The sequence below is a fragment of the Actinoplanes sp. DH11 genome, from assembly GCF_020873875.1.
Lineage (GTDB): Bacteria > Actinomycetota > Actinomycetes > Mycobacteriales > Micromonosporaceae > Actinoplanes.
Window position 1 is genome coordinate 36,871 of the sequence record NZ_JAHWGU010000043.1, and the last position, 26,158, is coordinate 63,028.

General features: G+C 71.1%; 27 protein-coding genes, 1 pseudogene and 2 riboswitches. Of the genes and pseudogenes, 11 read left to right on the forward strand and 17 right to left on the reverse strand.

Features of this window, described 5'->3' with window-relative positions; translation table 11 throughout:
* Nucleotides 1-27: 27 nt before the first annotated feature.
* From LPA41_RS38000 to LPA41_RS38025, 6 genes are read right to left on the reverse strand one after another with little or no spacing between them, the layout of a single operon-like run.
* Complete coding sequence (locus LPA41_RS38000) at nucleotides 28-2,352, reverse strand: hypothetical protein (RefSeq protein WP_229076177.1); 2,325 nt, start codon at nucleotides 2,350-2,352, stop codon at nucleotides 28-30.
* On the reverse strand, nucleotides 2,352-3,530 hold the full coding sequence (locus LPA41_RS38005; protein ID WP_229076254.1) for an acyl-CoA reductase: 1,179 nt from the start codon (nucleotides 3,528-3,530) through the stop codon (nucleotides 2,352-2,354). The genes LPA41_RS38000 and LPA41_RS38005 overlap by 1 nt, the downstream gene beginning before the upstream one ends.
* A complete protein-coding gene (locus LPA41_RS38010; RefSeq protein WP_229076179.1) occupies nucleotides 3,530-4,564 on the reverse strand; it encodes an acyl-protein synthetase in 1,035 nt (344 codons plus the stop codon). The genes LPA41_RS38005 and LPA41_RS38010 overlap by 1 nt, the downstream gene beginning before the upstream one ends.
* Complete coding sequence (locus LPA41_RS38015; RefSeq protein ID WP_229076181.1) at nucleotides 4,561-5,784, reverse strand: AMP-binding protein; 1,224 nt, start codon at nucleotides 5,782-5,784, stop codon at nucleotides 4,561-4,563. Before LPA41_RS38015 ends, LPA41_RS38010 begins: the two co-directional genes overlap by 4 nt.
* A complete protein-coding gene (locus LPA41_RS38020; RefSeq protein ID WP_229076184.1) occupies nucleotides 5,781-6,512 on the reverse strand; it encodes an SDR family NAD(P)-dependent oxidoreductase in 732 nt (243 codons plus the stop codon). Before LPA41_RS38020 ends, LPA41_RS38015 begins: the two co-directional genes overlap by 4 nt.
* On the reverse strand, nucleotides 6,509-6,751 hold the full coding sequence (locus LPA41_RS38025) for an acyl carrier protein (protein ID WP_229076186.1): 243 nt from the start codon (nucleotides 6,749-6,751) through the stop codon (nucleotides 6,509-6,511). The genes LPA41_RS38020 and LPA41_RS38025 overlap by 4 nt, the downstream gene beginning before the upstream one ends.
* 189 nt (nucleotides 6,752-6,940) lie before the next feature.
* Here LPA41_RS38025 and pseB point away from each other — a divergent pair, with 189 nt between their 5' ends.
* From pseB to LPA41_RS38055, 6 genes are read left to right on the forward strand one after another with little or no spacing between them, the layout of a single operon-like run.
* Nucleotides 6,941-7,921 carry a UDP-N-acetylglucosamine 4,6-dehydratase (inverting) gene (pseB, locus tag LPA41_RS38030; protein ID WP_229076189.1) on the forward strand — a complete coding sequence of 327 codons (981 nt, stop codon included), beginning with the start codon at nucleotides 6,941-6,943 and terminating at the stop codon, nucleotides 7,919-7,921.
* Entirely contained in the window at nucleotides 7,921-9,039 is a 1,119-nt protein-coding gene (locus LPA41_RS38035) for a DegT/DnrJ/EryC1/StrS aminotransferase family protein (RefSeq protein WP_229076196.1), read from the forward strand. The genes pseB and LPA41_RS38035 overlap by 1 nt, the downstream gene beginning before the upstream one ends.
* A 3-nt stretch (nucleotides 9,040-9,042) precedes the next feature.
* Nucleotides 9,043-9,903, forward strand: coding sequence for a hypothetical protein (locus LPA41_RS38040; protein WP_229076198.1), 861 nt, complete (start codon nucleotides 9,043-9,045; stop codon nucleotides 9,901-9,903).
* Complete coding sequence (locus LPA41_RS38045) at nucleotides 9,900-11,381, forward strand: hypothetical protein (RefSeq protein ID WP_229076200.1); 1,482 nt, start codon at nucleotides 9,900-9,902, stop codon at nucleotides 11,379-11,381. Before LPA41_RS38040 ends, LPA41_RS38045 begins: the two co-directional genes overlap by 4 nt.
* Nucleotides 11,378-12,103: a cytidylyltransferase domain-containing protein gene (locus LPA41_RS38050; RefSeq protein WP_229076203.1), complete on the forward strand. Its 726-nt coding sequence runs from the start codon at nucleotides 11,378-11,380 to the stop codon at nucleotides 12,101-12,103. The genes LPA41_RS38045 and LPA41_RS38050 overlap by 4 nt, the downstream gene beginning before the upstream one ends.
* Nucleotides 12,100-13,107 (forward strand): PseG/SpsG family protein, encoded by a 1,008-nt coding sequence (locus LPA41_RS38055; protein ID WP_229076206.1) that lies wholly within the window; start codon nucleotides 12,100-12,102, stop codon nucleotides 13,105-13,107. The genes LPA41_RS38050 and LPA41_RS38055 overlap by 4 nt, the downstream gene beginning before the upstream one ends.
* Here LPA41_RS38055 and LPA41_RS38060 read toward each other — a convergent pair.
* The gene (locus LPA41_RS38060; RefSeq protein ID WP_229076209.1) at nucleotides 13,085-14,101 is read right to left on the reverse strand and encodes an NADPH:quinone reductase; all 1,017 of its coding nucleotides are present in this window, start codon (nucleotides 14,099-14,101) and stop codon (nucleotides 13,085-13,087) included. The genes LPA41_RS38055 and LPA41_RS38060 overlap by 23 nt on opposite strands.
* A 95-nt stretch (nucleotides 14,102-14,196) precedes the next feature.
* Between LPA41_RS38060 and LPA41_RS38065 the strand changes: the two genes are divergently transcribed.
* Nucleotides 14,197-14,685 (forward strand): response regulator transcription factor, encoded by a 489-nt coding sequence (locus tag LPA41_RS38065; RefSeq protein ID WP_229076212.1) that lies wholly within the window; start codon nucleotides 14,197-14,199, stop codon nucleotides 14,683-14,685.
* On the opposite strand, the gene LPA41_RS38070 is transcribed toward LPA41_RS38065, so the two are convergent.
* The 3 genes from LPA41_RS38070 to LPA41_RS38080 all read right to left on the reverse strand — a co-directional run bounded on the left by LPA41_RS38070 (nucleotide 14,686) and on the right by LPA41_RS38080 (nucleotide 17,177).
* Nucleotides 14,686-15,408 (reverse strand): zf-HC2 domain-containing protein, encoded by a 723-nt coding sequence (locus LPA41_RS38070; RefSeq protein WP_229076214.1) that lies wholly within the window; start codon nucleotides 15,406-15,408, stop codon nucleotides 14,686-14,688.
* Between the two features lie 27 nt (nucleotides 15,409-15,435).
* Nucleotides 15,436-15,957: a sigma-70 family RNA polymerase sigma factor gene (locus tag LPA41_RS38075; RefSeq protein WP_229076217.1), complete on the reverse strand. Its 522-nt coding sequence runs from the start codon at nucleotides 15,955-15,957 to the stop codon at nucleotides 15,436-15,438.
* Nucleotides 15,958-16,100: 143 nt separating this feature from the next.
* On the reverse strand, nucleotides 16,101-17,177 hold the full coding sequence (locus tag LPA41_RS38080) for a neprosin family prolyl endopeptidase (protein WP_229076219.1): 1,077 nt from the start codon (nucleotides 17,175-17,177) through the stop codon (nucleotides 16,101-16,103).
* A gap of 374 nt (nucleotides 17,178-17,551) precedes the next feature.
* On the opposite strand from LPA41_RS38080, the gene LPA41_RS38085 reads away from it, so the two are divergent.
* On the forward strand, nucleotides 17,552-18,022 hold the full coding sequence (locus tag LPA41_RS38085) for a cysteine dioxygenase family protein (protein WP_229076222.1): 471 nt from the start codon (nucleotides 17,552-17,554) through the stop codon (nucleotides 18,020-18,022).
* A gap of 42 nt (nucleotides 18,023-18,064) precedes the next feature.
* Here LPA41_RS38085 and LPA41_RS38090 read toward each other — a convergent pair whose 3' ends face one another.
* The 6 genes and pseudogenes from LPA41_RS38090 to LPA41_RS38115 form a co-directional block, all read right to left on the reverse strand.
* Nucleotides 18,065-18,625: a hypothetical protein gene (locus tag LPA41_RS38090; RefSeq protein WP_229076224.1), complete on the reverse strand. Its 561-nt coding sequence runs from the start codon at nucleotides 18,623-18,625 to the stop codon at nucleotides 18,065-18,067.
* Nucleotides 18,626-18,647: 22 nt separating this feature from the next.
* Nucleotides 18,648-19,091, reverse strand: coding sequence for an AAA family ATPase (locus tag LPA41_RS38095; protein WP_229076228.1), 444 nt, complete (start codon nucleotides 19,089-19,091; stop codon nucleotides 18,648-18,650).
* A gap of 110 nt (nucleotides 19,092-19,201) precedes the next feature.
* Nucleotides 19,202-19,768, reverse strand: a pseudogene (locus LPA41_RS38100) (adenylyltransferase/cytidyltransferase family protein); the annotation flags it as partial.
* Nucleotides 19,765-20,391, reverse strand: coding sequence for a nicotinamide riboside transporter PnuC (gene pnuC, locus LPA41_RS38105; RefSeq protein ID WP_229076235.1), 627 nt, complete (start codon nucleotides 20,389-20,391; stop codon nucleotides 19,765-19,767). The gene pnuC and the pseudogene LPA41_RS38100, both read right to left, overlap by 4 nt.
* Nucleotides 20,392-20,435: 44 nt before the next feature.
* A complete protein-coding gene (locus LPA41_RS38110) occupies nucleotides 20,436-20,795 on the reverse strand; it encodes an Atu4866 domain-containing protein (protein ID WP_229076239.1) in 360 nt (119 codons plus the stop codon).
* 195 nt (nucleotides 20,796-20,990) lie between these two features.
* Complete coding sequence (locus LPA41_RS38115) at nucleotides 20,991-21,593, reverse strand: TetR/AcrR family transcriptional regulator (RefSeq protein WP_229076242.1); 603 nt, start codon at nucleotides 21,591-21,593, stop codon at nucleotides 20,991-20,993.
* Nucleotides 21,594-21,781: 188 nt separating this feature from the next.
* Here LPA41_RS38115 and LPA41_RS38120 point away from each other — a divergent pair, with 188 nt between their 5' ends.
* Both LPA41_RS38120 and LPA41_RS38125 read left to right on the forward strand, forming a co-directional pair.
* A complete protein-coding gene (locus LPA41_RS38120) occupies nucleotides 21,782-22,678 on the forward strand; it encodes an ABC transporter permease (protein ID WP_229076245.1) in 897 nt (298 codons plus the stop codon).
* A complete protein-coding gene (locus LPA41_RS38125) occupies nucleotides 22,671-23,444 on the forward strand; it encodes an ABC transporter ATP-binding protein (protein WP_229076246.1) in 774 nt (257 codons plus the stop codon). Before LPA41_RS38120 ends, LPA41_RS38125 begins: the two co-directional genes overlap by 8 nt.
* 37 nt (nucleotides 23,445-23,481) lie before the next feature.
* Here LPA41_RS38125 and LPA41_RS38130 read toward each other — a convergent pair whose 3' ends face one another.
* On the reverse strand, nucleotides 23,482-24,459 hold the full coding sequence (locus tag LPA41_RS38130) for a hypothetical protein (RefSeq protein WP_229076257.1): 978 nt from the start codon (nucleotides 24,457-24,459) through the stop codon (nucleotides 23,482-23,484).
* Between the two features lie 40 nt (nucleotides 24,460-24,499).
* Nucleotides 24,500-24,635: riboswitch (cyclic di-AMP (ydaO/yuaA leader) on the reverse strand.
* Nucleotides 24,636-24,842: 207 nt separating this feature from the next.
* A riboswitch (cyclic di-AMP (ydaO/yuaA leader) is annotated at nucleotides 24,843-24,978 on the forward strand.
* A 5-nt stretch (nucleotides 24,979-24,983) separates the two neighbouring features.
* Here LPA41_RS38130 and LPA41_RS38135 point away from each other — a divergent pair.
* Nucleotides 24,984-26,000 (forward strand): hypothetical protein, encoded by a 1,017-nt coding sequence (locus tag LPA41_RS38135; protein ID WP_229076249.1) that lies wholly within the window; start codon nucleotides 24,984-24,986, stop codon nucleotides 25,998-26,000.
* Nucleotides 26,001-26,158 lie beyond the last annotated feature (158 nt).

A 26,158-nucleotide genomic window follows, 5' to 3' on the forward strand; every position in this document is an offset into this window, starting at 1 on the left:
CGATCAAAGGTAGGGATAACCCGACCCTCAGCGCAGCCGAAAGATCGTCACGGTCCCCTGGCGGTGCACGACCTCGGCCGCCGCCTTCAGCGCCGGACCGGCCACCTTGCCGGCGGCGGTGTCGGCGAACAGCCAGCGCACCCCGTACTCGTCGCGCAGCCGCGCCACGTCGGCCGCGTTGCCCTGCTGGAAGACTCGCTGGTTGAGCGCGTACACCGCCGGGTCGGGGGCGGGCTGGAAGAAGTATTTCAGCCCGTTCACGCCGTTCGCGCCCACTGTCCGGTCGGTGTAGGCCCAGCTCTCCACCAGGGTGCGGTGCCCGCCGAGCCCGGCGACCCAGAACGCCCGGGCGTTGCACTGCTTGGTGTTCATCGGCATGCAGTGCACGTTCGTCGCGACCAGGTCCTCCTCGCCGGCGTTGCGTTCCAGCCAGAACGCCGCCCGCATCTCGGCGGCGGTGACCGCGACGTTCTCACGCGCCTTGACCGCGGGCGGCGCGTTAAGCGTCTCCACGGTCCGGGACACCGCGCCGACGGTCCCGGCACCGGCGACCGCCGCGATGAGCGCCGCGGTCAGGGACCGCGCGGCGCGCCCCCGCCAGATCAGCACGGCGATCAGCGAGAGCACGGCGACGAGGGCGGCGGTGCGGAGCAGGGGTACGGCCATCGCCCACGCCCAGGCACCCTCGGTGGTCTCGGCCGGCCGGGTGACCTGGGGCGCGAAGGTTTCCCACAGCGCACCGGCGACCGCACCGGCGAGCGGGACCCGCCAGCCGCGTACCCGGTCGGCGAGCGCCCACGCGGTCAGCACGCCGCAGACCGGGAGCACCGCGTTGTAGAAGTAGATCTGACTGGCCGACGGGTGCCAGAGCAGCCACATCGCCAGGACGCCGGCCACCACGATGCCGCCGAGCAGCCACGGCACCTGGTCGTCGGCCCACTGCCGGGGCCGGCGCCACCGCACCACGGGAGGCAGGGCGAGGCCGATCAGCCGGGGGGCCTGGACCAGCAGCCACCAGAGCATCGTCCAGGCCACGAACCAGCGTGCGGCCGTGCCGGCGACCTCCAGACCGTCCGGCACGAGGCCGCCCCAGCGCACGTCGTCCGGGATCCCGACGACGTCCTGGTACGGCAGGAACCAGCGCAGTGTGCCGAGGAACTGCGGCTGGAGGGTGCCGGCGCCACCACCGGCGAAGAGTTTCAGGCCCACGACCATGCCGAACCCGACGACCGCGAGCAGGCCGGCCGTGTGCCACGGAACCGTGCGGCGGACGACCAGGGTGACGGCGCCGGCCAGCAGCAGACCGGCCGCGAGCGGCGGCAGGACGCTCGCCTTGCTGCCGGCGCAGGCGAGCGCGAGCAGCGGCAGCAGGGCCCAGCCCCACCAGCGCGGCGGGCGGCCGCGCAGCACGTCCACGGCGATCACCACGAAGAGGCCGATCAGCGGCATCGCGTACGTCTGTGACGGGCTGAGCAGCGTGATCGGCAGCCCGATGCCGGGCGGACTGGCCACGCCGCCGACGGAGACCGCCTGCGCGACGAAGCCGAGCGTGGCCGCCACCGGACCGGTCCACCAGCGGCCGGTCACGCCGCGCGCCAGGGCCGCGAAGACCACCACGGCGATCGCGACGACGGGCAGCAGCCAGAGCCGGAAGAACACGGTCACCGCCGGGATCCCGGTGATCATGCTGCCGGTGGCGATGTCGGCGTCGGAGAGATAGTGGTAGCGCAGGGTCTCGCCGGCCAGTTGCGGCACCTGGAACGGCATCGAGCGGGTCATCTCGTGGACCAGCGCGAGGTGGTAGTAGAGGTCCGGGTAGATCTCCACTGTGGACGGCGGGAGCGGGACGGTGCGGAAGACCGTCGCACCCCAGAGCGTCACCAGGAACAGCACCATCGCCATCGCCCACGACCAGCCGGCGGGCAGCGGCTCACCGGGGCCGGTCCGCCAGTGCCGCCGGAGGCCGGGCACCGCGAGGAAGAGCACGGCGACCAGGACCGGCCAGCCGGGCAGCAGGTGCTGCAGGCCTGTCGCTGCGGCGAGGGCCCACCCGGCCAGCAGGACCACCAGGCCGGTCGCGGCGCCCAGCCCGAGGTCCTCGGGCAGGTTGCCCCGGCTGCCGAACGCCGCCCGGAACACCAGGGTGCCCGGGACGACGACGGCGAGCAGCAGGTAGCCGGCGTAAAGGGCGATCTGCCGGTCCGGGGTGTCGTAGTCGTGCAGCACCCAGAAGGCGGAGATCGCCGGCAGCAGCCACGGCACCAGCGTGAGAAGCCTGCGGCCGAGGGCCGGCGAGGCCTGCGGCGAGGTGGCCGGCGCGGCCGGCGACGCCGGTTCAGCGAGCGTCGTCATCAGAGCTGCAGCGCCGTCAACCGGGTGAACTCGCTGGGCAGGTCGTAGCCGTCCCAGATCGCGCCGAAGGTCAGCGCCGAACCGAACGGCACGATCCGGTCCACGCCACGGCCACCCAGCTCGGTGGCGAAGGCCTGCAGCTCGGCCGGGGTGAACCCGAAGTGGCTCACCGTCTGGTCCTGCCGGTTCATCGCCGGCACCAGGTCGAGGAGCGAGTCCGCCTCGGCGAACGGGAACGCGCCGGCGCCGATCCAGCGGCGGGGCGCCCGCTCGGTGCCGGTCAGGGTCATCGCGGTGATCCGGTTGTCCGGGAAGTCCAGCGCGGCTGCGGCACCGACGGCGGCCAGGCCGTACGCGTTGACCCGCTTCTCCACCGCCATCGCCGGATCCACCGTCCAGCCGCGCGCCTCGACCACTTCCAGCAGCAGGTCAAGGAACTCGGCGCGGACACCGGCACCGTCGCCGCCGACCAGGAACACGGTCCGCGGCGAGGAGCAGGCGGCCTGGTCGAACCAGTACGCGTCGTTGGCGAACCCGACCACCGCGGTGCGCCGCGCGGCCGGGTCGGCGGCCCGCCACCCCGCCGTCGACAGCACCGCCCAGCTGGTCCGGTCCGGGAAGGTCAGGTCCCGGGCCGACGGCCGCAGCGGGTGTTTGCGGATCGCGTCCACGGCGGCGTCGCCACCCCAGATCACCCGCAGGTCGGCCCACTTGCTCAGCGCGCCGGTGATCGCGTCGTCCCGCCCGTAGGTCACCATCCGCTGAGTACGGGCGATCACCGGGTCGGCCTCGACCGCGTTCATGGCTTCCAGGATCACCTCGGCCGCACCCGCGGACCGCGACGAGATCCGGACCACATTGTGGTTGCCGGCCAGCGCCGAGAGCGCCCACGAATAGACGAAGATCGTGTCCACGTTCGCCGGGGGCAGGTGGAAGACGTTGCCCCGCGGGAAGACGAGCGCGTCGTCGCGCCGCATCCGCTCCACGGCCCGGTGCAGCTCGGCCGGGCGCAGGAAGTAGCCGAGCGAACCCAGCTCGGGGTGCCGCCGGGCCACCGCGGGCGCCAGCAGCTTGCGGGCCAGCTTCGCGAGGAAGTCGACGACCCTCGGGTCGCCGACCGCGAGCCGGTCCTGCGACGGCGCGGTGAGCTCGCCCTCGGCACCGAATCTGAACTGCATCACGCCGCGCTCCGATACGTGTCCGAACAGCCCCGGGCCTCGGCGCGCGGCAACCGGCCGAGCACCGAGAACCGCTTGCCGGGCCAGTCCCCGTCGTCGATCCCGTGCACCACGCCGAGGTCCTCGGTGAGCAGGACGTGCCCCGGGTACGACGTGGGCAGCGTGCTCACCACCTCCAGCAGACCCGGTTTGCCGGGCGGAAGCTCCGCCCAGGTCTCCGGGTCGCGGACCACCACGTCCGCGAAGTCCGGGCAGTACAGCGAGCCACCGGACGGTCCCTCCAGGAAGATCGTGCCGATCTGCTCGACCATGCCGTAGTAGTTGTGCACGTTCGTCAGCCCGACACCGGCGAGCCGGGCCCGGAACTCGTCCGGCGAGACGGCCTGGTCGACGAGCTTCTTCCAGCCACCGGAGTGGATCAGGATGCCGTTGCTCAGGTCGAGCCCGTTGTCCCGGGCCACCTCGTAGAGGTGCAGCCAGACCAGGAAGGTGAACCCGAAGATCAGGAACGGCTGGTCGCCGTGCTTGGCGAGGAAGCCGCGGATGGCGTCGAGGTCGACGATCCCCTCGTTGTCGAGCGCCCAGACGTGGTCGCGGCCGAAGGTCGACATGCCCAGCACGCCGGCGCCGCGGGCGCTGAAGGAGCGCCGGTCCTTGAGCATCGCCTTGGTGTCGACGAGCAGCATCGGCAGCCGCTTCGGGCCGAGCACGCTCTGCACCGTGGCGGCCAGGCGGCGCTGCTGCTCGGCGGCGGCCGCCTTGTCCAGGTAGATCCGGCTGACCTCGCCAGTCGTACCGCTCGAGGTCAGGACCTTGAAGACCTGGTCGTCCGGGATGCTCTTGAGTTCGAGGTTCTTGAAGAGCCGCACCGGCAGGTAGGGCAGGTCGGCAACGGTCGCCGCGGCGGAGAATCCCGACGCGGACAGGATCCGGTCGTAGGGCTCGCAGTTGGCCCGGTGATGCTCGGTGAGGGAGGAGAGTTCCTTGAGCAGGACCTCCTCCTTGGCGGCCTGCGACAGGGTGAAGACACTCACAGCGACGCCTCCAGGGCGCGGTAGTCGGTCTTGCCGTTCGGCAGCAGGGGCAGCGCCTCGATCGGGCGGACGTCGACCCCGGTGAAGTGGGTGCCGAGCCACTCGGCGACCTTCGTGCGCAGCGCCCGGGCGTCGTCCGCGGTGATGCCCTCGGCGAAGACGTGCAGCCGGTCGTCACCGGCGACGGCGGCGACCGGGAACTCGCGCTCGACGTCGTCCAGGTTGATCCGGACGCCGAACACCTTGCCCATCCGCTTGAGCCGGCCGGTGATGAACAGGAAACCCTCGTCGTCGAGGCGGCCCAGGTCACCGGTGCGCAGCACGCCGCCCTGCTCGTCGCCGCGGACCAGGTCGGCAGCGCTCTCCGCGTACCCCATCATCACGTTGGGCCCGCGGTAGACGACCTCGTCGTCCTCGATGGCGAAGGCGCCGCCGGGCATCGCGAGGCCGACCGAGCCCAGCTTGTCGCCGAGCCGGTCCGGCGGCAGGGTCGCCATCCGGGGGGCGGCCTCGGTCTGGCCGTACATCACGAACAGCCGGCCGCCCGCGTCGGACATTCGCTGGGCGAAATCGGTCATCAGTTCGGCGCGCAGCCGGCCGCCGGCCTGCGTGAGGGTCCGCACGGACGGGTGCTTGGCCGGATCGAAGCGCAGCCGGCGCAGCATCTCGTACTGGTACGGCACGAACGCCAGCGACGTGACCCGGTGCTCGTCGACCGCCGTCCAGAAGTCGCGCTGCATGATCCCGGTCCGCTCCAGCACCACCGTCGCGCCGGCGAGCAGGTGCGAGTGCAGCACCGACAGGCCGTAGGAGTAGAACAGCGGCAGCGTCGTGATCGCCACGTCGTCACCCGTCACGCCGAGCGACTCGGCCACCTGCCGGGCGTTGGCGAGCACCGCCGAGCGGGAGAGCCGGACCAGTTTCGGGTTGCCGGTGGAGCCACTCGTGGTGAGCAGCAGCGCGAGGTCCGGGTGCACCTCGTCGGTGGCGTACCGCTGGATCAGCTCGGTGTGGTCGCCCTCCGGGTCGAGCAGGACCACCGGGATGTCCAGGCGCAGCGCGGCCAGGTAGCGCGCGACGGCCGGCACGGTCGACGGCATCGGCAGGAACAGCAGCCGCTCACCGGCGAGTTCGGCAGCCGCCCGGTCGATGAGGCCGGCTGTCAGTTCGTCACCGGTGGCCGCGTCGACGACGCGGGCGTCCGGGTGCAGCAGGTTCACAGCGTCAGTCCCCCGTCCACTCCGATCACCTGGCCGGTGACGAAGCGGGCCTGGTCGGAAAGGAGGAAGGTGATCACGTCGGCGACGTCCTCGGCGGTGCCGAGGCGGCCCAGCGCGGTGCCGGCGATCCGCTCGGCGCGACCGGCCTCGTCCAGGGTGTCGAGCATGTCGGTGGCGATGAAGCCGGGCGCGACCGCGTTGACCCGGACGCCACGCGGGCCGAGCTCCTTCGCGGCCGACCTGGTCAGGCCGACCACGGCCGCCTTGGACGCGGCGTAGACGGCCTGACCGGCCGCACCCTGCGTACCGGTGATCGAGGCGGTCAGCACGACCGACGCGTGCGGCGCGCGGGCGAGCAGCCGGACCGCGTTCTGCAGCGTGTACGCCGCACCCGCCGCGTTCACCGCGAAGAGCCGCTCGATGGTGGCGTCGCCGGTCATCCCCAGCATCCCGGCCGCGTGCGTGCCGGCGTTGACGACCAGCGCGTCCAGCCGCTTGAACGTCTCGAAGGCGAGGCGCACCAGGGCCTTGCTGGTCTGCGGGTCCGCGATGTCACCGGCGGCGTGCACGGCGGTGACGCCGAACTTGGCGGCCAGCGACTCGGCCGCCTCGGCCACGCCGTCGGCGCGGTGCCCGTGCAGGACCAGGTCGTAGCCCTGCTCGGCGAGACGATGCGCGGTGGCCCGGCCGATGCCGCGCGACGCCCCGGTCACCAGGGCGACACTCACTTGACGTCCACCCCGTATTTACCGAGGATTCGCACGGCCTCGCCGAAACTGGACATATTGATGACATCGTCGGTATCAATCATTACCGAGAATTCATCTTCGATAGCCGCGACCAACGACATGTGAGCGAGAGAATCCCACTTCTCGTTGTCCTGGTAGCGCAGGTCGTCCACGGGCGCGTCCGCCGGAAGATCGAGCGCGGTACGGAACGCGTCGCGTAGTCTCTGCAGCTCAGTCACGGTACAACTCCAATGGGGGGTGGTTAGAGGACTCCTACCTTCCCGCAGGTCCACCGTCGTCGCGACCAATGCCGGTTTAACTGAGAATGAACTCGCATTGGCCTTTCTTCGCCACTCTGGAAATAGCGAATCCTCTGGTTATGCTTCCGGCTCGTACCGGCCATCGCTGAACCCCTGCGGAGAAAACTCGTGTCTGAAATCGCCGGCTCCTCGATCCTTGTCACCGGCTCCACCGGTTCGTTCGGCAAGGCCTTCCTGAAGTACGCGCTGACCCACCTCGACCCGGCTCGCATCGTCGTCTTCTCGCGTGACGAGCTGAAGCAGTACGAGGTCCGCCAGATGTTCGGCGACGACCCCCGGCTGCGCTTCTTCATCGGCGACATCCGCGACCGTGAGCGCCTGGCGCGCGCCATGCACAGCATCGACTACGTGGTCCACGCGGCCGCGCTCAAGCAGGTCGACACCGCGGAGTACAACCCCTCCGAGTTCGTCGCCACCAACATCAACGGCACCCAGAACGTGATCGACGCGGCGATCAACGCCGAGGTCAAGAAGGTCGTCGCGCTCTCCACCGACAAGGCGTCGAGCCCGATCAACCTGTACGGCGCGACCAAGCTGGCCGCCGACAAGATCGTCATCGCCGGCAACCACTACGCCGCCACGCACCCGACCCGCCTCGCCGTGGTCCGCTACGGCAACGTGATGGGCAGCCGCGGCTCGGTCGTGCCGTTCTTCCGGAAGCTGGCCGCCGAGGGCAAGAGCCTGCCGATCACCGACAAGCGGATGACCCGGTTCTGGATCAGCCTGGACCAGGCGGTCAAGTTCGTCGTCGACTCGTTCGACGTGATGCACGGCGGCGAGCTCTACGTGCCGCGGATCCCGAGCATGCGCATCCTCGACCTGGTCGAGGCCGTCGCGCCGGACGCGCCCACCCACGAGATGGGCATGCGGCCCGGCGAGAAGCTGCACGAGGAGATGATCGCCGCCGACGACAGCCGCCGCACGCTGCGCTTCCCGGACCGCTACGTGGTCCAGCCGGTCGCGGCGAGCTGGGGTTACGAGGCGCCGGCCGGTGGCGAGCCGGTCGCGGACGGCTTCAACTACCGCTCCGACAACAACGACCTGTGGCTCTCGGTCGACGACATGCGCGCCCTGCTCGCGGAGAACTGATGCTGCCCTACGGACGACAGTCGATCGACGCCGCCGATGTCGAGGCGGTCGTCGCGGCGCTGGGCAGCGACTGGCTCACCACCGGTCCGCGTGTCGCCGAGTTCGAGGCCGACCTGGCCGCGGTGACCGGGGCGCCCTGCGTCACGGTCACCAACGGCACGACGGCGCTGCACGCGGCCTACGCGGCGGCCGGCGTGACGACCGGCGACGAGGTGGTCACGACGCCGATGACGTTCGTCGCCACGGCGTCCGGCGCGGCCATGCTCGGTGCGAAGGTGGTCTTCGCCGACGTCGAGGAGGACACCGCCAACCTCGACCCGGCCGCCGTGGAGGCCGCTCTCACCGAGCGCACCCGGGTGATCGCCGCGGTCGACTACGCCGGTGTGCCGGCCGACTACGACAGGCTGCGCAAAGTCGGCGAGAGCAGCGGCGCGCTGCTGCTCGGCGACGCCGCGCACTCGATCGGCTCGCTCTACAAGGGACGGCCGGTCGGCACCCTCGCCGACCTGACCACGTTCTCGTTCTTCCCGACCAAGAACCTGACCACCGGCGAGGGCGGCGCGGTCGCGTCGACCCGGCCGGAGCTGATCACCCGGCTGCGCGCGTTCCGTACGGTCGGCGTGGTCCGGGACGGCCTGCGCCACCCCGACGAGGGCGGCTGGTGGTACGAGGTGCCGGAGTTCGGCCTCAACTACCGGCTGCCGGATGTACTCTGCGCGCTGGGCAGCGCGCAGCTGCGCCGGCTCGGCGAGTTCAAGGTCCGCCGCGCGCACCTCTCGGCCCGCTACGACGCGCTGCTGGCCGACGTGCCCGGCCTGCGCCTTCCGGCGCACCGGCCGGAGAGCGACCCGATGCGCCACCTCTACCCGGTACGCGTCCTCGGCGGCCGCCGCCGGGAGCTGTACGACCGGATGCGCGCCGCCGGCATCGGGGTGCAGGTCAACTACATCCCGGTCTACTGGCACCCGGTCTTCGAGGACCTGGGGTACCGGCGGGGCATGTGCCCGGTGGCGGAGGCCTTCTACGCCGAGGAGCTGTCCCTGCCGCTCTTCGCCGACCTCAGCGACGACGACCAGGACCGCGTGGTCGAGACGCTGCGCGGCATCCTCGGGAGCTAGCGGGTGCACCACGGCAACCACTTCTACGGTCACGCCCACGTCCTCGCCGAGTACTGCGGGCTCGACCCGGCGGATCCGCCGCGGATCGACGGGTACCTGCAGCACGGCTGGAACGTGGTGGACGGGCTGGGCGCCGGTACGCCGTACGCGCCCGGCCGGCCGATCTTCGTCTGGTCCGAGCGCACCCGGCGCCGGGCCTGGTCGATGAACCGGCCACTGGCCACGGTGATCGGCGCGCCCTTCCTCTACCTGCTCTCCGCGCAGTCCGAACCGGATGCCGCCTCCGCGCAGTCCGATCCGGACGCCGGCGGGGAGCGGGAGGGCACCATCTGGTACCCGTTCCACGGCTGGGAGGGCCAGCACGTCGACGGTGACCACCAGCGGCTGATCGACGAGATCGTCGCGACCGAGCCCGGCCCGATCACCTTCTGCCTGTACTGGCACGAGTTCCGGGACGCCCGGATCCGGGCCGCGTACGAGAAGGCCGGCCGGGTGATCTGCCACGGCTACCGCGGTTACATGCGGATGCAGACCGACGCCCGGTTCCTGCACAAGCAGCTGGCCGAGCTGCGCCGGCACCGCCGGGTCGCCTCGAACCGGCTGAGCAGCGCGGTCTTCTACGGTGTCGCGGCCGGGTGCGAACCGGCCGTCTACGGCAACCCGATGCGCCTCGCCAAGGAGGACGGGCCGACCGCCCGGCGCATCCCGCGGGAGTGGCCCGAACTGCACGGTACGAACCCGGACGTGACGGCCGCCCGGGCCACCGCGATGGCCGAGCTCGGCGCGGGTCACCTGGCCTCGCCGGCCGAACTGCGGGCCGTGCTGGGCTGGACCGCCGGCCGCGAGATGCGGGAGGCGGCATGATCCGGATGATCGGCGGCGAGATGCCGGAGTTCGCGGAGCGGCTCCCGGCGGCCGGCGGCGACCTCTACCGGCACCTGGCCGGCCGGCTCCCCGCCGGTGCGCACGTCCTGGTGGCAGGGCCGCACGAGCCCGGGCTGATCGAGGCGCTCGCCGACGGCCGGACCGTCACCTGCCTTCTCCGCTCCCAGCCGGACGCCGAGGCGCTGTCCGCGCAAGGCTTCACCGTGCTCTGCGGCACGCTGGCGAAACTGACCGGCGAGGACCGGTACGACGCCGTGGTGGCCTTGGACGGCACCGGCCGGCTCTGCTCACCGGAGGGCCCCCAGTACGACTGGGCCGAATCGGTCAGGGTCCTCAAACGTGTCATGCGTCCCGGCGGCACCCTGCTGCTGACCGTGGAGAACGAGCTCGGCGTGCACCGGCTCGCCGACCCCGGCACCCCGACCGCGCCGGGCACCGGCGAGTGGCGCCCGCTCGGCGAGTTCGGTACCGCGCCCGGGCGGCCGGACCGGCTCGCCGCCGCGCTCGGCGCCGAGGGCCTGCCGGTCTCCGGACTCGCCGCCGCCTGGCCGGACCCGGCACATCCCACCCTGCTGGCCACCCCGGAGACCCTGCGCTACGGGCCCCTCGACGCGCTCGCAGCCCTGGCGAGCGGTGCGGTCGCGGACGCGTACGCCGGAAAGCCGGTCCTGAGTGACCCGCGGCGCCTGGCCGGCGCCGCCGTCCGCCGCGGTCTCGGCGCCGAGCTGGCACCGGCCTGGATAGCCGTCGCCCAGCTCGCCACCCGCCCAGCGGTGACCGTGCCGCTGGCGCCGGCGCTGTACCGCAGTGCCGGCACGGTCGTCGAGGTGATCGGCGAGCCGGACGGCACGTGGTCGCGACGGACGGCGGACGGCACCCGCGACACCCTGCCGCTGCCCGCCGGCCGGCTGCTCGAGGAGGCGCTGCTCACGGCCGCACTCGGGCACGACCTGCCCGGACTGCGCCGGCTGCTCACCGGCTGGATGGCCGCCCTGCCCACGACGGCCGCCGGGAACGTGCTCGTGGACGGCGACCGATACACCGTGCTCGACCCCGGCCGGCCGGACCAGCCGGACGCGCTCGCCCGGTTCGCGCACACCCTCGACGCCGGTGGTTACGCCCACCCCTGGCCGGCCGTCACCGACATGGCCCGGCTGACCGAGGTGCTCGCCGGCGCGGCCGGGCTGGCGGCCGCCCCCGAACCACCCGGTCCCACCGGCGCGCCGGACGGCCGCCGCGAACTCACCGCCCGGATCGACGAGCTGCGCCGCCGGCTCGACGACGCCGAGGCCCGCAGCCGCTTCTTCGAGGCCGAACTGGAGAAGCGCGACGCGGAACTCGGCCGCGCCAAGGTCCAGATCGCCGCGTTCAGCGGATCGCTCGGCTTCCGCGCCGCCAAGGCCGGGCTCGGCCTCGCGCGCAAAGCCCGCAACAGCCTCCGAAAAGGACAGCAATGACGACCCTCGGCATCATTCAGGCCCGGATGGGCTCCACCCGTCTCCCCGGCAAGGTGCTGCGCCGCCTCGCCGGCCGGACCGTCCTCGACCGGGTGGTCCGCGCCGCCCGGGAGAGCGGCGTCCTGGACGACCTCGTCGTCGCCACCACCACCGAGGCCGCCGACGACGCGGTGGTCGCCGAGTGCGAGCGGATCGGCGTGGCCTGGCACCGCGGCCCGGTCGACGACGTGCTCACCCGGTTCCTGGGCGTCCTGGAGACCCGGTCGGCCGACACCGTGCTCCGGTTCACCGCGGACTGCCCGCTGCTCGACCCGCACCTCGTCGCCCGGGCCACCCGGGTCTTCGCGGCGAGCGGCGTCGACTACCTGACCACGTCGATCACCCGGACGCTGCCGCGCGGCCTGGACGTCGAGGTGGTCCGGGCCACCGTGCTGAAGGAGATCGACAAGCTGGCGTACGACCACCACCGCACGCACGTGACGTCGTACATCTACTCGCACCCGCACGACTTCGACGTGATCGGGCTGACCGCGCAGCCGGACCTGTCCCACCTGCGGCTCACCCTGGACACCGAGGACGACTGGAAGCTGATCGAGGCCGTCATCGACCACTTCGGCGACGTACCGGTGCCGATCCGGACCCTGGCCGGCTGGTTCGACGAGCAGCCCGAACTGGCCGCGCTCAACGCCCACGTGCGGCAGAAGGAACTGGACCAGGCGTGAACATCGGGATTCGGTGCGATGCGGGGCCGCGTACCGGGGTGGGCCATCTGGTCCGGTGCGTGGCCCTCGCCGAGGAGCTGACGGCCCGCGGCGTGGACGTGCACTTCCTCGCCGACCTGGGCGGGGTGGCCTGGGCCGAGGCGCAGCTGGAACAGCGGGGACTGCCCTGGCACCCGGCGCCCTACGACGCGGTCGGCCTGGTCGCGGCGGCACGGCGGCTGGAGCTGGGTGCGCTTGTCGTCGACTCGTACACGCTGGCGCCGCAGCAGAGCGCCGCGGTGCGTGCGGCCGGGTTCCCGGTGCTGGCCGTCGTGGACGGCGACCCGCGTGGCCAGTCGGCGGACATCTACGTCGACCAGAACCTCGACGCCGTGCTGACCGACGGGGAGGTCCGGCTGGCCGGGCTCGACTACGCGCTGCTGCGATCGGCGGTGCGGCAGCTGCGGCCGGTGGTGGCGCCGGTGCACTCGTCCACCCGTACGCCCAAGGTGGTCGCCTTCTTCGGCGGCACCGACGCCTACCGTGCCGCGCCGCACGTGGCGCGCCTGCTCACCCGGACCGCGGCCGCCTTCGACGCCACCGTGATCGCCGCCGACGAGAGCCTGCGCGACGAACTGCTCGCGGTGGACGCCGGGCCCGGCCAGCACTTCGAGATCATCGGGCCCACCGATCACCTGCCGAAACTGCTCACCGGCGCCGACCTGGTGATCAGCGCCAGCGGCACCTCGACCTGGGAACTGCTCTGCCTGGGCCGGGCGGCTGCCCTGATCTGGGTGGTCGACAACCAGATCCAGGGGTACGAGCGGACGGTCGCCCACGGCTACGCCGCCGGACTGGGCCGTCTCGGTGAGCTGGGCGACGAGGCCGTCGGCACCCTGCGGCAGTTGCTCACCGACCCGGCGCGGCGGACGGCGGTCGCGGCACGTGGCTGGGCCGCCGTCGACGGCAAGGGTGTGGAGCGGGTCGCGGACGCGCTGCTGCTCAGGGCGCGGTCACCTCGATGACGACCTTGCCGACCGCGTGGTTCTCGACCGCCTCGTGCGCCTCCGCGATCCGGTCCAGGGGGAACCTGACGATCGGCAGCCCGGCCTCCGCGCCCACCCGGAACGCCCCCGTGCCGACCGCCTCGGCGACCGCCGCCACGGCGTCCGCCTTCTCTTGCGGCGTGGTCGTGTAGGTGAGCACGAAGTCGAGGCTGACGTTCTTCAGCATCGCCCGGAAACTCGGCACGGTCACCGTGCCCGGCACGTAGAGCGCGATGTTGCCGCCCGGCGCCACCACGTCCAGGTCGAGGTCGAGGTTCTCGGTGCTCACCTCGACGACGACGTGCGGGCCGGTCGCGCTCAGGGCACGGACCCGGTCGGCCACGTCCTCCTCCCGGTAATTGATCACCGCATCGGCTCCGGCGGCCGTCGCCAGCCGCCCCTTCTCCGCCGAACTGACAGTGGTGAGCACCGTCGCGCCGGCCCACTTGGCGAGCTGGATCGCCGCGTTGCCGACCGCACCGGCGCCGCCCGCGACGAGCACGGTCCGGCCGGACAGCGCGCCCGGGGCGAGTCGCGCCGGACCGTCGGCGGCCACGGTCAGGCAGCGGTGCGCCGTCAGCGCCGGGATGCCGAGAGCCGCGCCGACCTCGAACGGGACGTCGTCGTTCATCCGGACCACCTGGGCCCGGGGCAGCACCACGAACTCCTGCGCCGTCCCGTCCGCCCGCCCGTAACCGGCGTCCCACACCCAGACCCGGTCACCCGCCTCCAGACCGGTCACGCCCTCCCCGACCGCGTCGACCACCCCGGCGCCGTCCTGGTTCGGCACGCGGGGCGGGGAGACCCCGTCCGGCACGCCGCGACCGGCCCGGGTGCCGGTGTCGGTGGGGTTGACGGCGGAGAGGACGATCCGGACCCGGACCTCCCCGGCGCCCACCCGTGGCAGGGCACGATCGGTGATCTTGAGGACGGAAGCGGCGGGACCGGGCTCGGCGAAAACGGCAGCACGCATGTTTCCGAGTCTATGCAGCTCCGTTGCGGCTCAGTGGTCGTCGTCCGCTGCCGAACATGGGATGGCAGCCAGGCCAGACGTCCCGGAGGTTCGACGTGCCCACCGTGTTGATCGTTGACGACGAGGTCGACCATCGGGAACTGCTCACCCTGGCGATGCGCCGGATGGGCCACGACGTGGTGGCCGCGGCCGATGTGGCCGAGGCGTCCGCCGCGCTGGCCGGCGGCGGCATCGACGCCGCCCTGGTCGACATGCGGATGCCCGGTCAGTCCGGCGTCGAGCTGTGCCGGCGGATCCGGGCGGACGCGCGCACCGAAGCGATGCCCGTCATGATCATCAGCGCCGACGTGCAGCAAGAGCTGATCATGACAGCGCTGCGCGAGGGCGCCGACGACTTCCTGCCCAAACCGTTCAGCCGGGCCGAACTCACCGACCGGATGGATGCGCTGATGCGGCCGTGCGCCGCTGCCGCGCTGCGCGCGGCGGCCCTGGCCCGAGCGGCCGCGCTCGCCGCCCGGCGATCCTTGCCCGGCGCGGTGCCGCGGCGGGGCGAGCAGTCCGCCGCGGCGGGCCACGCCGCCTGATCACACCACCGGGGCGGTGCCGATCAGTTTGCCGTTCTTGTCGGTGATCAGGATGGCATCGAGGTCGGTGACCTTGACCGAGCTGCCGCCCACCACTTTGGCCTTGTCGTCCGGCGTGTCACCCCAGACCGCCGCCTGCTCGGTCGCGCCCGCCTTGGTGCGCACCAGGCACAGGAACGGCGCCTCGCCGCTCATCCGGCTGACATCCAGCGCCACCGACACCCCCCACACCTTCGGGGTGATCACCGCGGAACCTGTCACGCTGCTGCCGGCGGCCGGTTCGAACCGGGCGGTGAGCAGTTCCACACTCGGCAACGCCTCCGGCGGGCCCTGCTGTTGCGCGCCGGTGTTGGTGAAGACCCCGTAACCGATCGCCGCGGCGGCGATCAGCACCACGGCCGCCGCCACCAGCCAGCGCGTCCGGTTGACCCGGACCTCCTTGTGCTTCTCGGCCCGCATCCGGCTCAGCAGGCCCTCGATGTTCTGCGAGCTCGGCCGCGCGGCCGGACTGACCGCGAGCGGGACGCCACCGCCCAGGTGCCGCGCGTCCGGCAGGTGCTGGAGCATCTCGGGTACGGGCGCCAGCCGGTCCAGTTCGGCGCGGCAGTCGGCGCAGTCCCGCAGGTGCTCGTCGAGCCGGTCGGTGTCGGCCTCATCGAGGCCGCCGAGAAGGTAGCCGCCGAGCAGCCGGTGCAGGCTGCCGTGCTCGTCAAGATCGCTCATGACGCCCCTCCGCTTCGTTCCAGGCGCTCATCGAAGCATCCCCATCTCCTCGAAGACGGTTCGCAGCGCGCGGACCGCGTAGTAGGCGCGCGACTTGACCGTCCCCTCCGGCACCGACAGTTTTCGCGAGGCGTCGGCCACACTCTGCCCCTCGTAATACATCGCCTGGATCACCGCCCGGTGTTCCGGCGAGAGCCGCTCCAGCGCCTCCGCCACCAGCCAGCCTTCCACCATCTGATCCACGTTGTCCGCCGACGGCACCGAATTGACCGCGTTCTCGTCGGCGACCAGCCGGGGCCTGCGCTGTTCCGCACGCCAGGCGTTGGTCACCACGTTGCGGGCGATGGTCAGCAGGTACGACCTGGTCCGTCCCGGTTCGGGATCCAGATGGTCGATGTGCTTCCAGGCCCGCAGAAGTGTCTCCTGCACCAGGTCCTCGGCCTTGTGGCGGTCGGACACGTAGCGCGACACGAAGTTGATCAGAACTGCGTAGTGCTCGGTGTAGAGCGCGGTCATCAATTGCTCGTCGGGGCTCACCCGTCGCTTCATCGGCGCCAGCTCCCATCGGGTTCCCCTCGGCCACCCGGGTGTACATCGTGGCACGCGGTCCGGTTCACCTGCTGTCCCGTGGAAGCCGGTACCGACGATGCCCGGCCCTCGTGCGAGGGCCGGGCATCGGGCGAAGGTGCTGCTCAGCAGGCTCCGGGGCCGCCGTACCGGAACGTCCGGGTGCTCATCTTGGACACCGCGTAAACGTCACTCGTAGCGCGTACGTTCATCTCGATCGCGGGACCGTTGAGGTAGGACACACTGCCGATCCGGGCCGCGCCGCCGTCGCCGGCGGCCCGGCCGTTGCCCATCTCGGTGCACGGTTTCGGGCTGGCCGCCGCGACCTCGCCGAAGATCTGCACCAGTCCGCTCTTGGTGAACGTGTCGTCCCAGATCTGGCCGGGGAAGTAACCGACCCACTCGCTGTCGAACGCCACCCACCAGGCGCCGTTGAAGAACTGGATCCCGAACCGCGCGGCACGGTCCTGCGCCAGCACGTCGCCGGGCGCGATGTTTTTGCTGTACTGCACGAAGCCGCAGGTGTTGTAGCAGGTCGGCTTGCGGTCCACCCAGTGGTAGACGAACAGGTGCGGGTCGTCGTCGCCGTTCACCGTCCGGTCGACGGTCCAGCCGACCTCGACGATCTGGGCGCCGTCCGCCGACTGCACGGCGATCTCGGCGAGGGAGTGGTAATCAGTCTTCGCGAGCTTCGGCTTGCTGATCGTGAGGTTGGCGTAAGCACCGTCGGAGACGGCGGCCTGCGATCCCACGCTGTAGAGGAAGTTGACCGTCGGCTTGCCGACCTCCGCGCCGGGGCTGCCGGTCGGCGGCGGCTCGGGCGGCACCACGTCGGTCTTCGCCGACTTGAGGAACGTGTTCCGCGACGTGCGGCCCTTCGGCGCGTGCTCCTCGCCGCGTTCCTCGGTCACCTCGTCGGGGGCCGCCGCGGTCAGGCCGGCCGCCTTGAGCGATTTACTGCTGGCGCCGTCCCGCCCGGTCCGGACGCTGTGTGGCCGCCCACCCCAGGGCAGGCTGGCCGGCGGCCGCAGGGCCGGCGGCGCCTCCGAGGCCGCGTCCGCCGGGTCGGCCGGCGCCGCGGCGGGCTCCGGCGCGGCGGGGATCTGTTCGGCGCCGGCGTTGAGCGTCGACACGACTCCGATCGTGCCGATCACGGCTGCGGTCAGACCGGCCGCGAGCAGACCGCGGCGTGACTTCAACACGTGTCCGTCCTCGTTCATCGGGGCTTCGGAGCGCCGCGAGGCGGGCACTCCCGGCAACCGGCTCTCGGCGGCGCGCCTCACCATATAGCCGCCTCGATGCCGCACGGACCGCCCTGAGCAGGTATTTCCACCGTTACGGCGGACGGGGTAGGCCGTTTCGGTGACAGAACGCCCAGCCGTTTCGACGCAGCGTGTCGGCGTCGTTGCGCAACGAAGTTTTCGCGCCAGTCCGAGAAAGAGGCGAAGTTCTCCAAGCCTCTTTCGGTACGCACTCCGGCCTTCTCGGGAGCAATCCCGCGAGTCCGGGACCGGGGCACCCGATCGTGTGGTAAAACCTATCAGGTCTATAGAGTATGTATGTCAAGGAGGACACCGTGACCGTGACCGATCTCCGTCTCGACCACCTCGCCGTCGCCCGGCAGTTCGCCGCCGCCCCCGAGCAGTGGCCGGTGGCACCCCGCTTCCAGCGCTCCGAGCGCTGGTACCACCGGCTCGCGGGCGCCGACGACCACGAGGTCTGGCTGCTCACCTGGATGCCCGGGCAGGGCACCGAGATCCACGACCACGGCGGCTCGGCCGGTGCGTTCCACGTCCTGCGCGGCAGCCTGACCGAGGACACCGTCGCGACCGGTGCGGGCGGGGCCCGGGTGCACTCCCGGGAGCTCGGCGAAGGCGCCGGCCGCCGGTTCGGCGCACACCACGTGCACCGGATGACCAACCGGTCGAACCGGCCGGCGGTGAGCGTGCACGTCTACGGGCCGGCGCTCACCACGATGACCAAGTACCGGCTGGGGCCGGCCGGGCTGGAGGTGCTCACCGTCGAACGGGCCGGCAGCGAGTGGTGACGACCGGGCCGGGCGCAGCCGGTGATGACTGCCGGGCCTGGCTTAGTTCGGGTAGACGACTCCGGAGCGACCGCTGTAGAGGTGCCGGGTGCCGTCGGTGTCGTAGCCGGTGTTCGGCGCGTCGAGCCAGACGATGTAGGCCGCACCCGGGATCAGCCCGGTGATCGTGGTGCTGACCGAGCACCCCGTGCCGGGGGCCACGGCCTGCCACTCCGGCTCCGGCTGCGGGCCGCTGACCAGCTCCTGCGGCACCGCCGTGACCCGGTAGTCGGAGTCGTACTGCCGGGGCCACTCGACCTTGAGCGAGCCCGCGCCCGGGGTGACCTCGACCGGGATGAGAACCGGCTCGGTGCGCGGCCAGATCTTGGTGCAGGCGGGGTCCGGAGCGGGCGTCGAGACGGCCGGCTCGGCCGTCGCTGCCGCCTTGCCACGGGTCGGGACCGGGCTCGGTGTCGCCGCACCGGCCGCCACCTCGATCCACGGCTCCCCGGCGTTCCCGTCCGCCGCCGACGAGCCCGGCCCGTCACCGAGACCGAGCGCGGCACAGCCGCCGAGCAGCAACGGCAGCGCCGACAGAGCAATCGCGATCGTGGTCTTCCGCATCCGTCCCCCAGGTCGATGTCCCCTACTGATCGACCTGGACCGCCGCACCCTTAGCGGTGTTCCCCGCCACGCCGCCGGGCGTCAGCGGCGCGGCCAGGTGCCAGCCGCCGGCCAGGAGGTCGTCGACGGCACGGATCGCGGTGCGCAGGCGCCGCGCATGACTTCCGGCGAGGACGGCGTACGGGACCCCGCGCCCCGCCAGCTCGGTGCGGAACCGGCCGGTCATCCAGTGCCGCAGGTGCTCGCCGTCGCGCAGCCCGTCGTCGTCGAACGGCACCCCGTCAGCCTCGGTGAGCAGGTAGAGGTCCGGGTCACGAACCAGCGCACGGACGTCCGCCGAGGTGCTGCCCAGGTACCGCTCCTCCCAGATCGTGGTGGCGAACGCGTCGGTGTCGCCGAAGAGCACCGGCGAACCCGCCCGGGCGGCCGCGTCCTCGGCCGCGTTCTGCTCGGCAGCGACCCGCACGAAGTCCGACCGGTCCCAGGTGACGTCGACACGGTCGCCTCGGCCCGGCTGCGCCGTAGTTCCCGCAGCTTGATCTCGGTGAGCTCCCGGCCGTACTCGGGGACCCAGCGGGTGGCCGCCCAGACACCGCCGCGCAGCCGGTAGTGCCGGGCCAGCGCACGAGCGGTCGTGGTGGTGCCGGTCGACTCCGCGCCCACCACGATCACCCGGCGGGCCAGCCAGGCACGGGCGCCGGGGCCGAGCCGGTCCCAGTGCGCCACCGGGTCGGCCCGGATCGCCGTGCCGGAGACCGGCACCCGGGTGCGTTCCGGGTCGACGAGCACGGCCTGCGCATGGAACCGGCGGGCCAGTTCGGCGCCGTACGCCTCGGAGGAGAAGACCGCGTCCACCCGGTCGGTGCCGGCCGCCGCCCGGAAGACCGTCATGTGCAGTTCCCAGACCGCCGGGTCGGCGTAGTCGATCGGGTGGTCGTCGTGGACGCCGGCGAACCGGACGTGCGGGCCGTGCGCCTCGCGCAGCCAGGCCAGCCGCAGCGACAGCGGGATGCTCTCGCCGGACGACGGGGCGACCACCACGGTCAGCCGGTCACAGAGCGCCGCGGCCGTCTCGATGAGCGCGTGGTGCCCGGCGTGCGGTGGGTAGAACTTGCCGACGATCAGGCCGTGCCGGTACCTCATGCCGGCGCCACCGCCCGCCGGTCGCGCAGCGCCGCCCGCCAGGAGCGCAGCCCGAGGACGCAGAGGGTGAGGAACGCCACGTAGAGGATCGCGGTCAGCCACAGCCCCTTGTGGCCGTAGAGCGGGATGTAGATCAGGTCGGCGGCGATCCAGATCCACCAGCTCTCGACCAGCTTGCGGGTCTGGCCGTACGTCGCGAGCAGGGAGAGCGCGGTGGTGAGCGCGTCGGCGAGCGGGACCGTGGAGCCGGTCAGCCGGTCCAGGAAGAGCCAGAGGCCGCCGGTCAGGACCAGACCGGCCAGGGCGAGACCAAGCCACTCCGGGCGGGTCGTGTGCCGGACCACCAGCCGTGACCGGTCCCGGCCGCCGTGCAGCCAGGCCCACCAGCCGTAGAGGCCGAGCAGCACGTAGACGACCTGCAGGCCCGCGTCGGCGTAGAGGCCGGCGCTCCAGAAGACGACCATCAGCAGCAGGACGTTGAGGATGCCGAGCGGCCAGTTCAGGATGTGCTGGCGCACCAGGAGGCCGACGTTGAGCAGCCCGGTCCCGAAGCCGAGCACCTCGGCCCAAGAGGTCGGCACGCCGAACGTCACCACCGCCGGGCTGTTCAGCCAATCGATCATGCGGACAGCATCCCCGGCGCCCGGGCGGGCGCCAAGGGGGTTCCTCACACCGGGAGCAGGCGGTGCCCGGCCATCTCCAGCTCGCCCTCGTGGACCTGCACCGGGGTGTTCAGGCCGGACTCGTCGTGCAGCACCACCTCGGCGCCCTCGACGTCGTAGGTGCCGCGAACGGCCTGCTTGCGCCCGGCCACCTCACCGGCGTACGTGCCGTCGGTGTGCAGCCGGAGCTGGACCGTCCCGTCCGGGCTGCGCCACAGGCCGGTCACCGCGCCGTCGGTCATCACCTTGGGCGTGCTGCTCAGCGGGCGGGCGGACCGGTCCGGCGCCCCGCCCATGGCGATGGCCAGCAGGGCGGCGGCGTCGAGCACCGTGAAGTCGACACGGGCGTCACAGGGGGTGGTCATCGTCTTCACTCCGGTCCGTCGGTCGGGGTCGCCCCCTTCCTTCGGCCGTCGCGAACCGCGGGCCACCGTTCCTGAGTTGCGGTCCGGTGCGATCCGGTTGGTTACCGGTTGCCGCCGCGCCGTCCCGTCACCCGATCCCGCGGGCCGCGGAGCGCCGCTCCGTCACGATCGCGCGGACCGCAGTGCGCCGCTGCGTCACGGCAACGCGGCCCGCAGCGCCCCCGTGACGGCCGCCGACAGCCGTTCCAGGTAGTCGTCCGCGATCGGCTCGCGGGCGATCGCCAGACGCCAGTAGAGCGGGCCGAGCATCAGATCCACCGCCAGAGTCGGATCGGTGCCCTCCGGGAGCTCGCCGCGGGTCACCGCCTGGCCCACCAGCTTCTCCGCGAGGGATTGCTGGTGGGTGCGCAGGGCCCGCTGCAGGGTCTCGGCGATCTGGGGGTTGCGGGCCGCCTCGGCCATCAGGTCCGGGATGATCTGCGAGGCGATCCGGTGCTGGAGCGCCTTGCTCACGATCATCATGAGGAGTTCGAGATCACCGGCGAAGCTCCCGGTGTCCGGAAGCGGTACCTTGCGCTCGGCAACGTCCGAGACGATCTCCATGACCATCTCGAGCTTGTTGCTCCACCGCCGGTAGATCGCGGTCTTGCCCACCCCGGCACGGCGGGCCACCGCCTCGATGGACAATCGACCGTAGCCGACTTCCGCCAACTCGTTCATCACCGCGTTACGGATCGCCACGGTGATGTCGCCTCGGAGCACCGCCGCTCCGGCTGGTGCGCGCTTAACTGTCGCCACAGAGTCACTATAACGCTACGACGTAACGGTTGCGTTCCGCCGTTTGGTCAGCTACCGTCACAGCCACGTCGATACGAACCCGTTCCAACGGAGACGGTGGACGCCTGTCATGCTTGTCAGCTGTGTCCTCGCGCAAGCTACCGGAGCCCACCTCCTCCGCCGGGCCGACTAGATCGGAGCACCACTCCATGCCAGAGACGGCGGTCGCCGAGAGCGGCACCGAGCTCTCCCCCAAGGAGCTCGCTCGCCGGCACGGCCTGACGGCGTCCGGGCGGCTTCCGCGCCTCCCGGAATACACGCGCCAGCTGTGGTCGTACCGGCACTTCATCGGGGCGCACGCGAGCGCCAAGATGACGTCCTCACTGGGCAGCACGAAGCTCGGCACGGTGTGGCAGGTCCTCACACCGATCATCAACGCCGCGGTCTACTACCTGATCTTCGGCGTGATCATCGGGACCAGCCGAGGTGTCGACAATTTCCCCGCGTACCTCTGCATCGGGGTCTTCGTCTTCCAGTTCACCCAGTCGATCGTGCAGACCGGGATCAACGCGATCACCGCGAACCTGGGCCTGATCCGGGCACTGCACTTCCCTCGGGCCAGCCTGCCGCTGTCGGTCGCGCTCGTCGAGATCCGCAACTTCGTGGTCGCCCTGCTGGTCCTGATCGGCATCGTGCTGATCACCGGCGAGCCGATCACCGCGGAGTGGGTGCTGCTGCTCCCGCTGCTGGCTCTCCAGTCGTTCTTCAACACCGGCCTGGCGATGTTCATGGCGCGGTACGGGTCGAAGAACCGCGACATCAAGCAGCTGGTCCCGTTCATCATGCGCTTCTGGATGTACGGGTCCGCGGTCCTCTACCCGGTGACCCTGTTCACCGAGAAGCTGGACGGCTGGCAGCTCGCGCTGGTCGAGGCGAACCCGATGCTGATCTTCATCGAGCTGTACCGGCACGCGCTGCTGGAGAACGTCACGCTGGCCGGTGCGCCGGTCGCGCTCTGGATCCAGGCCGTCGTCTGGAGCCTGTTCGTCGGCCTCGGCGGATTCGTCTACTTCTGGCGCGGAGAGAAGGGCTACGGCCGTGGCTGACAACGATCGCATCCCCACCGTCATCGCGGACGACGCGCACATCGTCTACAAGGTGCACAGCTCGGCGTCGCCGGGCACCGGCAGCCCCCTCGCCAGCCTCAAGCGGATGGTGACCAACACCAAGGCCGCGAACGTCAAGGAGGTGCACGCCGTCAAGGGCGTGAGCTTCACGGCGTACCGGGGTGAGGCGATCGGGCTGATCGGCAGCAACGGGTCCGGCAAGTCGACCCTGCTGCGCGCGGTCGCCGGCCTGCTCCCGGTCTCCAAGGGCGCGATCTACGCGTCCGGCCAGCCCTCGCTGCTGGGTGTGAACGCCGCCCTGATGAACGAGCTGCCCGGCGAGCGCAACGTCGAGCTGGGCTGTCTCGCGATGGGCATGTCACCGGCCGAGGTGAAGGCGAAGAAAGACGCGATCATCGAGTTCTCCGGCATCAACGAGCGCGGCGACTTCTCGTCGTACCCGATGCGGACGTACTCCTCGGGCATGGCGGCCCGGCTGAAGTTCTCGATCGCCGCCGCGAAAAAGCACGACGTGCTGCTGATCGACGAGGCGCTGGCGACGGGTGACGCCAAGTTCCGCCGCCGCAGTGAGGCGCGCGTGCGGGAGCTGCGTGCCGAGGCCGGCACGGTCTTCCTGGTCAGCCACAGCGAGCAGTCGATCCGGGACACCTGTGACCGCTGCATCTGGCTGGAGTCCGGCGTGGTCCGGGCGGACGGCCCGACGGACGAGGTGATGCGGGAGTACGAGGCCTACATGCGCAAGTAGCGCATCGGACCTCGTACCCCCGTCGGGGTCGGATCTTCTAGCGGACCGAGAGATGCACGTGGTTGGTGTGGTCGCTGGACGGGTCGCCGCCCGCCCCGCTGTACGACTTCCAGCCACTGCTCGGCAGCCAGATCCGGCGGAACCAGATCACGTAGAGGACGTCGAGTGTCTCGGCGTTGTTGATGAAGTAGTTCGCCAGGTTGTTGCCGTAGGTCTTGCTGGCACCCGTCGCGTCCCCGCCGAAGCCGTTCTTGTCGGACGCGAAGTCGCAGGCCCGGCCCTTGGGGTGCTCACCGCTGTTCTGCTCGCGGAAACACGCGACGTACCGCGTGAAGCCGGCCTTCTGCGCCTGCTTCAGGGCGTGCAGGGTGCGCGGGGTGAGACAGCCGCTGGTGGTCGGGTCTTTCGCGGTGCAACCGGAGCCCGATCCACCCGGCGGTGGATCGGCCTTGGCACTGCCGCCACCGTCGCTCGGTGCGGAGGCCTCGGCGCCCTGGTTCTCCTTCTTGAGGGCCGTCTCGACCTGGAGCTTCTTCTTCGCCATCACGTTGACCTGCTTCTGCTGGTCCTTGACGGCGGCGTCGATGGCGAGTTTCGCCTTACGCTGACCGTCCCGCGTGGCCTTGAGCTCCTCGATCGCCTCGTTCTGCTTCGCCGCCACCGTGGCCAGGGTCTCGGCCCGGTCGATGAAGCTGCCCGTGCTGCTCGCGGTGACCAGGGCGGACATCGCGCCGAGCCGGCCCGACGTGTAGGCCTGCTGGGCGATCTGGTCGAGTGCCTTCTGCTGCGGGCCGACCGCGGCGTCGAGCTTCTTCAGCTCGGCCGTCAATTCGGCCTGCTTCTTCTTGGAGGACTTCAGTTTCGCCTTCGCCTCGACGAAACCTCGCGAGGCGTCCTCCAGTTGTTCGACGAGAGACTTGGTGCCACCCTCGCCGTCGTCACCGTTGTCCCCGGGGGCGGCGGTGGCCGGTGACGCCACGACCGCCAGGCCGCACACGGCGAGCAGCAGCCCCATCACGGCCGCCAGACGCCGCGCAGTCTTTCGCTGCACAGATTATTCCTTCCGTCGGCCGCCGACCGAGTTAGCTGACGGGTTCGGGACGAAGGAAATCCCTACCGCGGGCGCGGATTCACCCCGAGGAAATGTGGTTCCCCGGCTCGCCGGGAGCGGCGATTAGGCGGCGGTCCCCGGGTGGGAACCGGGACCGACCATACCGACTCAATCGACAGATCGACAGTTCTGGTACGTACTGCGATTGGGCCACCACGCGAAGTGATTTGATTACGCAAAGTCGTTGGACCGTAACAGTTTTGCCAGTTCTACGGTCCTGATCCCGAGCCATTCCTCAGGTAAACTCGGCGCCGGTCCTGCCAGGACGGCGCCGCCCCCGAGGAGCCGGCAGGCCACCGCCCAATCGTCGCGAGACGAGCCGGGGAACCAGGTCACTGGGGTGAATCCGCCGATTTCGGTGGTAGGGATTGCTTCCGTCCCGAACCCGTCAGCTAACTCGGTCGGCGGTAACAGGGAAGGAACTGTTGATGACCGCAAGTCCCCGCCGGTGGCTGATGCTTGCCCTGGCGCCGCTCGTGGCCACGATGCTCGTCGTGGCACCGGTCTCGCCGGCCTCGGCCGAACCGGGCGGCACATCCTCCACCGCCGAGGAGGAGGACGAGGACGCTCTGCTCTCGGACGTCATCGAGGCCAGCAACCGGCGCTTCGTCGCCGCCAAGGCAGCCGTGACGAAGTCCACAAAGGCGCAGGCGAAGCTCAACACCGAGATCAAGAACGCCGAGGCGCGGCGCGACAAGCTGATCCCCGAGGTCAACAAGATCGCGCGCGAGCAGTACGTGACGGGCAACCTGAGCGCGGTCGGCTTCCTGCTCGGTGCCAACTCGTCGAACGACTTCCTGCGGAAGGCGATCTCCCTGGAGGAGATCAACAAGCTGCACGACGAGAAGCTGCGCGAGCTCAACGCCGCGATCGAGACCGTCGCCGACCGCAAGGCCCGGCTCGACGCCGAGGTCAAGGCGCACAAGCAGAACTCCGCGCTGATGAAGAAGCAGAAGGACGCGGCGGAGAAGGCGTTGCAGCTGGTCGGCGGCAACACCCTCACCGAGGGCTTCGTGGTCGCCAACTCGCCCAAGGCCAAGGCCGCCCCGCGCAACTCCAGCGGCGGCTTCTCGCCCGAGGGCTGCACCGAGACGGACCCGACCACGAGCGGCTGCATCACCAAGCGGACACTCAACATGTACAAGGAGACGAAGAAGGCCGGCTTCGACCTCTTCGTCGGCTGCTACCGCCCCGGCGGGCCCTACGAGCACCCCAAGGGCCGGGCGTGCGACTGGTCGCTGCAGAAGCGCGGCTTCTCCTCGGCGCACAACGACAAGATGATGAAGTACGGCAACGACCTGATGGCGTTCCTGGTGCGTAACGCCGACCGGCTCGGGATCTACTACGTCATCTGGTACAAGAAGATCTGGTTCCCGGCTTCGGGCTGGAAGGCGTACCACGGCGTCAGTGACCACACCGACCACGTGCACGTCTCGATGCTCTGACCCCCCGCTCACGACAACGGCCCCCGTCCCTCTTGGGTTCTAGGAGTCGTCGCAACACCCCAGTTCAGGGGATGCGATGGACTTCGAGGTCCGGGACCGGTCGGTCAATCAGGGCCGTCGACGTCTGACCCGCGAGCGTGAGGCATATCTTGCGCTCG